The following is an 11,850-nucleotide window of genomic DNA, read 5'->3' as shown; positions in this document are numbered from 1 at the left end:
AGACAATTCTCATAATTCTCAGCGGGAGGTCATCCCATGTCGGCACCGAAGCCGTCAACCCAGGTCAACGCCGCAGCCTCAAAAGGGATCATGCGGCCGGTCAACCGATTCCTCGAACAGTGGATTCCCTCGGCCCTGACCTTCGCCATCGTCCTCACCCTCATCGTCGCCGTCCTCGCGTTCATCTTCACCGACGCCGGACCGACGGACGTCGTCACCGGCTGGGGTGAGGGACTGGCCGGTCTGCTCGAGTTCATGACGCAGATGTGTCTGATCCTCCTGCTCGGGCACATCCTCGCCAACACCGGACCGGTGCGGAAGCTGCTGTCCCGGCTCGCGCGAGTTCCCGGAAACGCCACCTTCGCCTACGTCTTCGTCTTCATCGTCGCCGCGCTCGCCAGCCTCATCACCTGGGGACTCGGCCTCGTCGTCGGCGCCCTGCTCGCCCGTGAGATCGCAGTGCAGTCACGCGAACGCGGAATCAAGGTCCACTTCCCGCTGCTCGTCGCCGCCGGCTATTCCGGATTCGTCGTCTGGCACATGGGGTATTCGGGATCGGGTCCGCTGACCGCGGCCACCCCGGACTCCTTCCTCTCCGAGTCCCTCGGCGGGAAGACAGTTCCGGTGTCGGAGACGATCTTCGCCGGCTGGAACCTATTGGCGATCGCCGGAGTCATCATCGTCTGCGCGCTCCTCTTCTTCCTCGTCGCCCCCAAGGCCGGCGCCGCCGTCTACGAACTCCCCGCCTCGGTGAGCTCGGAGGGGCAGAGCGAGGTCGACGAGGAGGTCGTCACTCCGGCCGACCGGATCGACGCCTCACGAGTGCTCACCCTCATCGTCGGTCTCGCTCTCGTCGCCTATCTCATCATCCACTTCGCCCAAGGAGGGGGACTCACCCTCGACATCGTCAACTGGTCGTTCCTCGCGCTCATCCTCCTGCTCGTGCGCAACCCGTTCGAGCTCATCCACCTGACGAAGGAGGCCGCGTCGAACGTCGGCGAGATCCTCCTGCAGTTCCCGCTCTACGCGGGAATCCTCGGCATCATGTCGACCACCGGACTCATCGCCGTGTTCTCCGACGCCTTCGTCTCGATCTCGAACACCACGACCTTCGGCGTCCTCGCCCTGCTCTCGGCCGGACTCGTCAACTTCTTCGTCCCCTCCGGCGGCGGCCAGTTCGCCGTGCAGGGCCCGATCATGCTCGATGCGGCCAACCAGCTCGGCGTCGACCCGTCGATCGCGATCATGGCCGTGTCCTACGGCGACCAGTGGACGAACATGCTCCAGCCCTTCTGGGCGCTGCCGGTGCTCGCGATCGCCGGGCTGAAGATGCGCGACATCCTCGGCTACACCGTCATCACATTCCTCGGCTCAGGGGTGGTGATGGCTGCCGCGCTGCTCCTCGTCTCCCTCTGAGACTCGATGAACGTTCCGCCGAGGCGGTTGGGACTTGACCGACGATGACCCGGTCGGTGAAGCCCCACCTCGGCGAGGGTGAGTCGCTGATCTGCAGATTCGCGTGGCATCACAGGATAAGTGACCGGAAGTGTCTATGTGGTAACCTCCGTTGTTGGCCGTCCCCGGGGATCCGGGGGATCGGCGATGACGGAAATTCTTGAAGCAACAGCCGTTGATCATGCTCGGTTGAGCACCCTGTTCGACCGGGTCCGATGCCACGACGCAACAGCGTCCGGATAAGGAGCACAACCATGTCAGCATCAGTCGACACCCCGCCGGGTGAACCGAAGGGAGAGGCGAAGGGCAAGGTGAAGCCGTCGCTGCCTCCAGTGAATAAGCGGGTGTTCCTCGCGGCAGCACTGGTGGCGCTCGCCATCACCGTATGGGCCCTCATCTCACCGACCAACGCCGAGACGGTCCTCGGTGCAGTCGTCGGCTGGACCTCCGATTGGTTCGGCTGGTTCTACGTCCTCCTCGTCCTCGCTGTTCTCGTCTTCGTCATCTACTTGGCGGCCTCCCGCTACGGAAACACGAAGCTCGGCCCCGAACACTCGAAACCCGAATTCGGCCTCGTCGCCTGGGCGTCCATGCTCTTCGCCGCCGGCATCAGCACCGACCTCATGTTCTTCGCCGTGGCCGAACCGGTCACGATGTACCTCACCCCGCCGAGCACCGAAGCCGAAACTGTGGACGCGGCCCGCGAATCCACTGTGTGGGCGCTCTTTCACTACGGTCTGAGCGGCTGGGGACTCTACGCACTCATGGGTATGGCCCTGGCCTACTTCGCCTACCGGATGAATATGCCGCTGGCGATCCGCTCGGCGCTGGCCCCGATCTTCGGCAAGCGCGTCCATGGTGCTCTGGGTGAGACGGTCGACCTCGCCGCCCTGCTGGGCACGATCTTCGGTGTGGCCACCTCGTTGGGCATCGGCGTCGTCATGGTCAACGTCGGCCTCAACACTGTCCTCGGAATACCCATCGGCGTCGGCACCCAGGTCGGCATCGTCGTCGTCGGAGTCGGTGTCGCCACGCTCTCGGCAGTCTCAGGTGTGGACAAGGGAATCAAGTTCCTCTCCATCCTCAACGTCGTCCTCGCGATCGCTTTGAGCCTCTGGGTGCTCGTGGCCGGAAACACGAAGTTCCTGCTCAACGCCTTCGTCCTCAATGTCACGGACTTCGTCCGCCTGTTTCCGAACATGGCAGGACAGACCTTCGCCTTCGAAGACACCGGAACATGGATGACCGACTGGACCCTGTTCTTCTGGGCTTGGTGGATCGCCTTCGCGTCGTTCGTCGGACTCTTCCTCGCCCGGATCTCCCGCGGACGCACCATCCGCCAGTTCGTGCTGGGCACCCTGACGATTCCGTTCATCTACATCTTCATGTGGATCTCGATCTACGGAAACTCGGCCCTGGACATCATCCGCAGCGGAGACAAGAAGTTCGGTGAGTCGGTCATGCTCAGTCCTGAGGGCGGGTTCTACGACCTGCTCTCACGCTACCCGGCCTTCGCCGTCATCGCCGCTCTGGCCACGATCACGGCGCTGCTGTTCTACGTCACCACAGCGGACTCCGCGGCCCTGGTCATGGCGAACCTGTCGTCGAACCTGCGCAATCCCGCCGAAGACGGACGCGCCGGACTGCGCATCTTCTGGGCCCTGTCGACCGGAGCCCTGACGGTGGCGATGCTGCTCGTCGGGGGCATCGGCGCGCTGCAGAACGCGACGGTGATCATGGGCCTGCCCTTCGCCTTCGTCGTCATCCTCGTCATGATCGGCCTGTACAAGGCCCTGCGGGTCGAGGCGAACCGCGTCGACAGCGTCGATACGACCCTGCCCGGCTCGTTGGCCCGTCGCTCCCGCGGTCCCGGCCACGAGACTTGGCAGCGTCAGCTCGGGCGGGTGCTGTCCTTCCCGAATAAGGCGCGTGCCGAGGAGTTCGAGCAGAAGGTCCTCATCCCCACCCTCCACGAGGTGGCCGAAGAGATGGAGGGCCGCGGAATCTCGTCACGCTGCGGTCGCGTCGACTCCGAAGGCGTGTTCGTCGACGACGGCGAACTCTTCCAGTTCGAGGTCGACGGAGACGGGGAATACCCGTTCCGCTATCAGGTGTGGCCGCACAAGGTCAGCGTGCCGTCATTCGGCGGAATGGTCCCCCGCGGAACCGGCGAGGACTACTACCGGATGGAGGTCTACCTCGACGGCGGCACCGGTCAGGGCTACGACATCATGGGCTTCTCGAAGGAGCAGATCATCGATGACGTGCTCGACCAGTACGAACGTCACGTCGAATTCCTCCAACTCCAGGAGAACATCACCCACCGCGATGACTGAATCGCGATGTCCGGATGACTGATTCCGGCGGGTGAGTGCGGCGCCCGGGATCCCTGGCCTGACGGTCGGCGGTCCCGGGCGTCGTCATTTCTCGCACCGAGGATGCGTCGATCTCAAGCGCCGAGGCCGGCGGACGCTGCGTGGTGGGCTCGGGGGCGGCCAGGTGATCACCTTGCCGTCACGGTGCGCAGGGTTCGGGCGACGGACAGGGCCGTCAGCCCGCTGGTGGCAGGGTTCTCCGGGCTCGGCGTCGACCGGATGTCGAACGCGAATTCCCCTGCGGACCCGGACGCCCGGATTCGGTGGGCGGACTGGGTCTGACCGGCGACCGCCTGGAGCACGACCCGCACCCTCTCCAACGAGGCACCGAGTAAGTCGGCATCGGTGCGTTCAGGTGCGGTGTCGGTCGACGCCGCTCTGGCTCCTGAGTCTGAGGCCGCTGCAGCTCGACTCAGTCCGCGGGTGGCCCAAGCGAGGGCGACGGCGATGTTGACATTGGCGGGGAACTTCTCGATCGCCTCGGCGGGATTGCCCTCGAACACCGTCAGAGGGCCGTCCTCAGGACGGAGGACACGCAGACGCTCGGCTTCGGTCTCGGACATCCACGGTCGGATGAGTCCGCTCGCCTCCTTCGAGGTGGTGATTTCGACGCTGTCGAGGCCATCGGACTGAGCCGCCGCCTCGAGCACATCGAGTCCGCCGATCGCCCCATTGGTCACATGCAGGCGGCCGGGTCCGGCGAGCAGACCCGCACGGGTGCCGGGATCGGCCATGGCTCCGACACTGGTGAGCACGAATGGGCGACCGGCCGCGATGACGGCGGGGCCGAATCGGGCGGCGGCGGGAACCCCGGCGCATTCGACGATGACATCGAAGCGGTCGAACATCCTCGGCGACGGTGATTGCGTCGATGACGCAGCAGGCAACGATGGGGCCGGTTCGTGAACTGGGGTGGTGAGCGTGGGGAGGTCGACTACCTCGGCGCCGTGATTCGGGCGACCTCTGTGGTTGGCTCGATCCGAGACCAGGGCGGTCAGGTTGAACGCCCCGGACTCGAGCTCGGGAGAGAGCAGCCGGGCGACGTGACGGCCGATGGCACCGAAGCCGAGGAGGAGCACTGAAGTCATGGCCGCACCCTATCGGAGACATCTGACACGGGGCTGGACCGTTGCCGCAGGAGACCGGAGCGTGGGGGTGCGCGGGCAATGTCAGTGCGACGCGATACGGTTGCAGGATGGACGACGAATCACAGCCGAGTGCATCCGGGGGAGCCGTCACCGGCGACGACGGACTTGCCCGCACCCCGTGGGCGTACGGCGACCCGATGCTGCTGGACTACTACGACAGCGAGTGGGGTCTGCCCACCCACGACGAGGCGGGGCTGTTCGAGCGGATGAGCCTCGAGGGATTCCAGGCCGGTCTGTCGTGGCTGACGATTCTGAAGAAGCGGAGTCGGTTCCGTGAGGTCTTCGCCGGATTCGATCCCGACGCCGTGGCCCGCTTCGGCGACAGCGAGATCGAGCAGCTGCTGACCGATTCCGGGATCATCCGCCACCGCGGCAAGATCGAAGCCTGCATCAACAATGCCGCTCGCGTGATCGAACTGCGTGAAGACGGCGGACTCGATGCGTTCCTGTGGTCGTTCCAACCTGCGCAGACCCCGCGACCGCGTACCATTGCCGAGATCCCGACGACCGGACCGGAATCCGTGGCGCTGTCGAAGGCGCTGAAGAAGAAGGGGTTCCGCTTCGTGGGACCGACGACGATGTATGCGCTGATGGAGGCCATCGGCATGGTCGATACGCACCTGCTCGATTCCCACCGCCGAGGAGCGTCCGGAGTGTGGTCGGAATGAATGACATCCGCGTCTCCGCACTCGTCCTCCTCCACCCGCAACGCCGGGAACTGCTCATGGTGCGCAAGGCCGGGACCAGTTCCTTCATGCTGCCCGGCGGCAAACCCGAAGAGGGGGAGACCGCTGAGGACACCATCGTCCGTGAGATCGCCGAGGAGCTTGGACTCGATCTGGACCGTCACCGACTGCACGCTTTGGGCACGTTTGCTGCCGCGGCGGCGAACGAAGCCGATCACCGTGTCATCGGCGACGTGTTCTGCTATGACGGTCTGCCGGCAGCACTCGATGTGGAGAACATCGCGCATCTGGCCGAGATCGCCGAAGCCGGATGGTTTCCCATCGACCCGCTGCCCGCGGACACCGGTATCCGCCAATTCGCGCCACTGACCCGCAACGAGGTCATCCCGGCGCTGCAGGCCGCGGGGAGATCGGTTGGTTGACCGAGTGAAGCGCCGTCGTCTTGCGCGGTGCGATGCTGCTTTCACGCTGGGCAGCGCTGGTCTCATGCGGTGCGACGCTGGAACCCGAGGTCGAGGGTGAACAGGTGCAGGGAATGCACCACGGTGATCGCGGCGATGAGGAAGCTCAGCGAGATGTCGATGATGCCGAAGATCGTCAGCGCCGGTGGGCTGACATAGCCGGGTGCCTGCAGAAGGGTGCAGCCGATGACGATCGCGCCGGTGAGAATCGCGATCAGAACGGCGATTGTCGTGCGACCCACCGCTGCCAGGCACAGCAGCCCGGTGGTGAACAGCAGAGCGAAGAGCGCGAAGACGTCGACTCCCCGTCCGATGCTGAGGACTTCCTGCCACAGGTTCCCGTATGTGACCGAACTGTCCGGTTCGGGGGAGTAGTAGGGGAAGAACGAAGCGGCGATCACCAGCACCACCAGCGGCCCATAGAGGCGGGCATAGGTGATGTTCGTGCGGCGGATGCGCTCGGCGAGGACGTCAGCGCTGCGGAGATTTCCGGTCGTCATCGACCGTCCGTCATCTGTTGCTGTCACTGCGGCCCGCCGTCGGAATCGAGGATGGCGGTACGAGGACTCGTTGCTGTGCCGAAGCACGGCAGAAGCATCTCATTTCTCCGATCAGAGGATTAGGGATTGTGGTCGGCGGCGGCCCGAATGGATTAGTCGCCATCAAGCGAACCGATACCTGAAACGTATCCAGGAAAGTTACCGCTCGGTGTTCTCGGGCGACAAGGAATGGACATGACTCACGGGTCATGCCCGCGAAATTTCACATATTCGCACAAAGGCTTTTATGTCGGGTTGTGACCTTATCCCTATTTCGCTGCTCGGGGAGCCGCATTCTTCGCTCGGGAAGGTGCGAGGTCGGGTGCCGCATGGCCCTCGGCAGCCCGACCGAGCTGGACCGAGAGTCGGTGGAGGCATTCGCGGAGGTCGGGACTGTCGATGACGGTGAAGTCGGTGTCCAAGCGCGCCAGGGCCAGGGCCATCGTGGTGAGGCTCTGGCCGCCGACGGTGACGAGACAGCGGTCGTCCTCGAGTGCTTCGACAGTGCCTTCGGCGGACGCGAGCTTCTTCATCACTGTGGGCGCCGGTGCATCGACGATGACTTGGGCCGAATGCCGCCACCTGGGTTCCGTGGCGTGTCGTTCGACGAATTCTCCGATGTCGTCGGCCGGCAGCGGACGTGGAGTGAAGCTGCGGCCGCTCGGGGTCTTCGGCACGATGCGTTCTGCGCTGAAGACTCGCCAGTCCTCAGCCTGGGGTTCGAAGGCCAGCAGGTGCCAGCGGTGCTGACGATTGACGAGTCGGTAGGCTTCGACTTCCAGATGGACCTCGTGTGCCGAGGTGCTGCTCGGGTCGTTCGGTAGGAGAGAGTCGCCGGTGTCTGGGTCGGCTGTAACTGGGCTGGTGGCGCATGAGTCGCCTGTGCCGCCGGGTGAGCGGTCGGACGGTTCACCGAGATACGTGAAGCGCAGGCGTTCGTGTCGGCGACAGTGGTCGATGAGAGTGACGATGAGGTTGGGGTCGACAATCGGCATCGGCTGATTGCCGACGACCGGGACAGTGAAGTGCGCGAGGCTCTGCACCCGTGTCCGGACTGCGGTGGGGAGAATGGTCTCGAGCTTCGCCAGTGCCAGTGCCGAAGTCTCTTCCATTCCGCCGATGATGCAGCTCAGCCCCGAGTGGAGGCCGACGGCGACCGCCACCGCTTCATCGGCGTCGAACATGAGCGGCGGGATGCCCACGCCGTTGGAGGAGAGACGATATCCGCCCTCGTTTCCGCGTGTGCCGTCGATCGAATAGCCGATATCGCGGAGCGTGCCGATATCGTTCCGGATGGTCCGCGGGCTCACTCCCAGGCGATCTGCCAATTCGGTTCCCGACCAGGTTCGGGGCACCATCAACAGTGACAATAACCCGAGCAGCCGTGCTGCAGTCTGTGACATCTCTGCGTCTTCTGTCGTTTAGGAAGACCTCCTGCCTGAACTCAGAATAGCATTATGCAAATCGTTCCGGGGCAGAGCGAAAACAAAGAAGTGACTTCCCCGAATTCGGAGGAACTAACAAAATTGATGCACGATCAGCAGAATATTCAGAGCATTCCTTCCACAGAGACAACTGAAGCAGAATTCGACGTCGATGACTATCTCGAGTTGTATTCGTCGGCACGGAAGAAGGACAAAGGGTGGATCCTCGACGAGGTCATGATCCTCACCGGTTGGTCACGTGACCATGCGCGGCGCCGCCTGGCGGCCTTCCGCATCGGAGAAGATGATGCCTACGACGATCCGCCCGCCGACCAGCCGTCGTCGAGGTGCTGCAAATACTCACCCGAATCGCGAGCACTCCTCGTCCGGATCTGGGAGTGGTCGGGGTTCCAGAGTGGAAAGTACCTGGCCGCTGTGATGCCGCAGCTGCTCGATGCGGCCGAGCGACACGGCGCCCTGGTGCCCGACCGCGATGGTTACAGCCTCAAGGTCCGGTCCGAGCTGCTCGCCGTCAGTCCGGCGTCGATCGACCGGTATCTGCGCACCGCGCGAGCCGAGGACTTCCGAGATCGTCGAGTGTCGACGAAACGATTCACCAGTCCCAGCGAAGACTTCCTCGACTTCGCTTCGGGGCCGAACGAGCACGAACCCGGATACTTCCTCGTCGACACCATCGCCCACGCAGGACCGACCCGAGCCTCGAACTGTGTGTTCACGATCAGCGCCTCCTGCCTGCACACCGGTTGGGTCTTCACCCACAGCCTCGCCGACAACGCTCCGGACACCATGGTGGACGTGCTGCAGTGGTCGCTCGATGAGGTGCAGGGGATTCCCTTCTGGGTCAATGCCATCGAGCTGAGCAATGCCGATGACACCGTCCACGAGGCGACCGACCGGTGGGCGCGGGGACTGGATATCCATTTCAGTCCGGTGCTCAAAGATCTCCGCCGCGATCGGCTTCCGGAAGCCTCGCGGCATCAGCATCTCGTCCATGAGTACGGCAATATCCGCCGCTATGACACCGAAGAGGCCCGGTCTGCACTCAACGGACTTTGGCGCGCGGTCGATGACCGGCTCAACTACTTCACTCCCACGCGCAAACCGGCTGGCTGGGCCGATGACGGTGACGGCGACCAGCGGCGAATCTACGACGAACCGCGCACACCGTTCGAACGTCTGCGCGCAGCGGGAGTCATGTCACCGACGCAGGAGGACGAGCTCACCCAGTATGCGGATGGTCTCGACCCGGCCCGACTGACCGAGGAGATCGTGTTCTGGCAGAGGCGTCTGCAGGAGCTGGCCGCCTGAGAGAGTTCCGTTCCCACGCCGCCGGCAGAGCATCGTGTCCGCTGGCTGTCGGCAGATCCGCCCCGTGGGGGTGAAGACTTAGTCTCGTTCCTGCCGCGAATAGGCGATGAGCGCCCGGTACAGGTCGATCGGGGCGCAGTTGGCGCCCTTGGCCAGGGACTTCATGAGTTTGCGGTAGGTCTGATAGTCCATCTGCGCCGGATTGTCCGTGGGCACGAGAGCGAAATCGTGCAGAACGGTCAGCGCCCGGGAATCCATGATGGAGAACTTCTTGGGATTGACCACGGTGAGCAGGGTGCTGGCCATCGGAATTCCCACTCCGGGCAGCATCTGCAGCAAAGGCAGACGGAAGCGGTTGGGTGTGTCATCGTCGAGCGCGACGCCGGTGACGAAGTCGATGTCATCGGACGAGATCTCCTCGAGGCTCGGCAGAACTCCGATGGCCTTCCACTCGGCGACCTTGAGGAAATGCTTGCGTTTGAACGATTCGCGGACCTTCGTCTTCGGGCCGATATCACTGAAGATCTCCGACTCGAGGTCCGTGAGGGCATAGAGCGGTTCGAATTTGAGGACGAATGCGGTGTCGATGGTGCCACTGGGAGCGTCGCGTTTGAGGTCCGAGCCGAGTTCCGATGAGTTCATGGACCGATGGTAGGCGATCATTCTGACGTGGAGGTGAACACTTCTGCACCAGATGGACGGCAGATGGTGCGGGCACGGCAGATGCAGTGCCGATGTCGTAACCTCGGACTATGGACCCCGAACATCCGTCTCAGGCGACGTACACCCCGGCGCTGTTGGGTCTGGTGTGGACGGCGATGTTCGGGTTCTCCGCCTTCTTCTTCAGCTATTCGACGATGGTGACGATTGCGGCGACGGACGGACTGTCGACCGTCACCGGCGGGTCCGTGCTGACGACGATGATGATCGGTGTCATCGTCGCCCAGCCCTTCGCCCCGTGGGCCGGTCGCGTCTTCGGTTTCAAGGCCTCGCTCATGCTGGCTCTAGTCCTGCAGTTCCTCGGCCAGCTCCTCGGACTCTTCGTCACCCCGCCCCTGTTGGCACTCGTCCTCGCCGGACTCTGCGGAGGCGTCGGGTTCGGGCTCTTCGTCGTCCTCGCCAATGCCGCGGTCCCAGGAACGACCGCGCCGGGACGGACCGGCAAGGCGCTGGGCTTCTTCGGTGGGATCACTTCCCTGGCCGCGGCCGTCGGAGCTCCGCTGGGGCTGTGGTTGGTTGAGACGATCCCGATCTGGACCTTCCGCATCATCGTCTGCGCCTGTCTCCTCCTGGCCATTCCCACTGTGCTCAAATACGTACCCGGTCGGCCGCCTCGGCGTGGGAATGACGATTCGGGAGCATCGCCGAGCGGCAACGAGACGGTCGGGGTTCGGTCCGGACGCAACGAGAAGCGGAGCCTCCGAAAAGCAGGACGCTGGGCGGGGGAAGCGCTCGGGCTCGTCCTCATGCTCTCTCCGTTCCTCGTCGGCATGATCGTCTTCGGGATCATCGTCGGCTTCGGTCCGGGCGAGGACGTCGCCGTAGCGGCACTGTTCATCGCCGGGATGCAGATCTCGGCGGTCATCGGACGCTTCGTCGTCGGGGCCGTTTCGGACAGCTTCCCGCCGTTCGCCCTCAACATCTTGGGCCTCGTCCTGACGGCGATCGGGCTGGTCTGCGCTGTCGTCTCCTACGGTGGGACGCTGTTCGCCTCGATGCTCGTCATCGGACTGGGATTGGGCGCCATGCAGTCGGCAAGTCTCGTCATGGCCTTCGCCGCGGTCAGTTCGCCGAGCCGGGCCAGCGTCGCATGGAATATGAACTTCGACATCGGGCTGGCCGTCGCAGGTGTGGTCGGCGGGCTCGGTTTCACCTATCTCGGGTCGTCGTCGACCTTCTTGGTGTGTGCTCTGCTTCTGCTGTTCACCGGTGCCCTGTCGTGGATCGCGCGGACTCTGCAGAGGCGGAACAACGGGCACGGCTGAGCTGTCAGTGCGGGCACGGCTGAGCTGTCAGTGCGGGCGCTGCTGACCCGGAGACTGCGGGGTGCGACTGAGCCTGTGGTTGAAGGGCAGGGCTGGATCGTCAGTGCGGGGACTCCTCATCGAGCTGCGCGAGCAGTCCGACGGCCGCACGTGTGTACTCACCGATCCAGCGATCATGGATCCGTTTGATCGGGAGCGGTGCCAGAGCCAGCAGTCGGGTGCGTCCTTCCTTGCGGCCGGTGACCAGCTCAGCGCCCTCGAGCACTCGAATATGCTGCAGCACAGTCGTGCGATCGAGGTCGGGAAACGCCTCGCAGACCTCACCGGTCGTCCGCGGTCGAGTCCGCAGCAGGTCGAGGACGCGTCGGCGGTTGGGGTTGGCCAGGGCCTTGAAGACCGCATCGTCGGATTCATCCGAGCCTGTTCCCAACTCCCGTGACATGTGGTA

The 11,850-nt window shown here is 64.1% G+C and carries 11 protein-coding genes; 6 read left to right on the top strand and 5 right to left on the bottom strand.

Annotated features, from left to right (window positions below; translation table 11 throughout):
* Positions 1–36: 36 nt before the first annotated feature.
* Complete coding sequence (locus AC239G_RS14850) at positions 37–1,416, top strand: short-chain fatty acid transporter (RefSeq protein WP_487489190.1); 1,380 nt, start codon at positions 37–39, stop codon at positions 1,414–1,416.
* Positions 1,417–1,709: 293 nt separating this feature from the next.
* A complete protein-coding gene (betT, locus tag AC239G_RS14845) occupies positions 1,710–3,791 on the top strand; it encodes a choline BCCT transporter BetT (RefSeq protein WP_487489189.1) in 2,082 nt (693 codons plus the stop codon).
* Positions 3,792–3,958: 167 nt separating this feature from the next.
* Here betT and AC239G_RS14840 read toward each other — a convergent pair whose 3' ends face one another.
* A complete protein-coding gene (locus AC239G_RS14840; protein ID WP_482400697.1) occupies positions 3,959–4,918 on the bottom strand; it encodes an aspartate dehydrogenase domain-containing protein in 960 nt (319 codons plus the stop codon).
* Between the two features lie 107 nt (positions 4,919–5,025).
* Here AC239G_RS14840 and AC239G_RS14835 point away from each other — a divergent pair, with 107 nt between their 5' ends.
* Positions 5,026–5,646, top strand: a complete 621-nt coding sequence (locus AC239G_RS14835; protein WP_482400696.1) for a DNA-3-methyladenine glycosylase I — start codon at positions 5,026–5,028, stop codon at positions 5,644–5,646.
* Positions 5,643–6,086 (top strand): NUDIX hydrolase, encoded by a 444-nt coding sequence (locus tag AC239G_RS14830; protein WP_139468204.1) that lies wholly within the window; start codon positions 5,643–5,645, stop codon positions 6,084–6,086. Before AC239G_RS14835 ends, AC239G_RS14830 begins: the two co-directional genes overlap by 4 nt.
* Before the next feature lie 62 nt (positions 6,087–6,148).
* On the opposite strand, the gene AC239G_RS14825 is transcribed toward AC239G_RS14830, so the two are convergent.
* Both AC239G_RS14825 and AC239G_RS14820 read right to left on the bottom strand, forming a co-directional pair.
* Positions 6,149–6,652, bottom strand: a complete 504-nt coding sequence (locus tag AC239G_RS14825; RefSeq protein ID WP_181270696.1) for a hypothetical protein — start codon at positions 6,650–6,652, stop codon at positions 6,149–6,151.
* A gap of 281 nt (positions 6,653–6,933) precedes the next feature.
* A complete protein-coding gene (locus tag AC239G_RS14820) occupies positions 6,934–8,067 on the bottom strand; it encodes a helix-turn-helix transcriptional regulator (protein WP_139468206.1) in 1,134 nt (377 codons plus the stop codon).
* 126 nt (positions 8,068–8,193) lie between these two features.
* Between AC239G_RS14820 and AC239G_RS14815 the strand changes: the two genes are divergently transcribed.
* Positions 8,194–9,417, top strand: coding sequence for an integrase (locus AC239G_RS14815; RefSeq protein ID WP_181270695.1), 1,224 nt, complete (start codon positions 8,194–8,196; stop codon positions 9,415–9,417).
* Between the two features lie 78 nt (positions 9,418–9,495).
* On the opposite strand, the gene AC239G_RS14810 is transcribed toward AC239G_RS14815, so the two are convergent.
* Positions 9,496–10,059, bottom strand: coding sequence for a hypothetical protein (locus tag AC239G_RS14810; RefSeq protein WP_434591395.1), 564 nt, complete (start codon positions 10,057–10,059; stop codon positions 9,496–9,498).
* 110 nt (positions 10,060–10,169) lie between these two features.
* Between AC239G_RS14810 and AC239G_RS14805 the strand changes: the two genes are divergently transcribed.
* Entirely contained in the window at positions 10,170–11,402 is a 1,233-nt protein-coding gene (locus AC239G_RS14805; protein WP_181270693.1) for an MFS transporter, read from the top strand.
* A 100-nt stretch (positions 11,403–11,502) separates the two neighbouring features.
* On the opposite strand, the gene AC239G_RS14800 is transcribed toward AC239G_RS14805, so the two are convergent.
* Positions 11,503–11,844: an ArsR/SmtB family transcription factor gene (locus tag AC239G_RS14800; RefSeq protein WP_181270692.1), complete on the bottom strand. Its 342-nt coding sequence runs from the start codon at positions 11,842–11,844 to the stop codon at positions 11,503–11,505.
* Between the last annotated feature and the right edge of the window lie 6 nt (positions 11,845–11,850).

It is taken from the genome of Brevibacterium sp. Lmc1 (assembly GCF_057654315.1).
Note: the sequence above shows the minus strand (reverse complement) of the source record. Positions and strands in the feature narration are given on the sequence as shown.

What these genes read in the sequence shown, in the direction of transcription:
- AC239G_RS14850 (WP_487489190.1), top strand. Translation starts at nt 37, where the DNA reads ATGTCGGCACCGAAGCCGTCAACCCAGGTCAACGCCGCAGCCTCAAAA.
- betT (WP_487489189.1), top strand. Translation starts at nt 1,710, where the DNA reads ATGTCAGCATCAGTCGACACCCCGCCGGGTGAACCGAAGGGAGAGGCG.
- AC239G_RS14840 (WP_482400697.1), bottom strand. Translation starts at nt 4,918, where the DNA reads ATGACTTCAGTGCTCCTCCTCGGCTTCGGTGCCATCGGCCGTCACGTC.
- AC239G_RS14835 (WP_482400696.1), top strand. Translation starts at nt 5,026, where the DNA reads ATGGACGACGAATCACAGCCGAGTGCATCCGGGGGAGCCGTCACCGGC.
- AC239G_RS14830 (WP_139468204.1), top strand. Translation starts at nt 5,643, where the DNA reads ATGAATGACATCCGCGTCTCCGCACTCGTCCTCCTCCACCCGCAACGC.
- AC239G_RS14820 (WP_139468206.1), bottom strand. Translation starts at nt 8,067, where the DNA reads ATGTCACAGACTGCAGCACGGCTGCTCGGGTTATTGTCACTGTTGATG.
- AC239G_RS14815 (WP_181270695.1), top strand. Translation starts at nt 8,194, where the DNA reads ATGCACGATCAGCAGAATATTCAGAGCATTCCTTCCACAGAGACAACT.
- AC239G_RS14810 (WP_434591395.1), bottom strand. Translation starts at nt 10,059, where the DNA reads ATGAACTCATCGGAACTCGGCTCGGACCTCAAACGCGACGCTCCCAGT.
- AC239G_RS14805 (WP_181270693.1), top strand. Translation starts at nt 10,170, where the DNA reads ATGGACCCCGAACATCCGTCTCAGGCGACGTACACCCCGGCGCTGTTG.
- AC239G_RS14800 (WP_181270692.1), bottom strand. Translation starts at nt 11,844, where the DNA reads ATGTCACGGGAGTTGGGAACAGGCTCGGATGAATCCGACGATGCGGTC.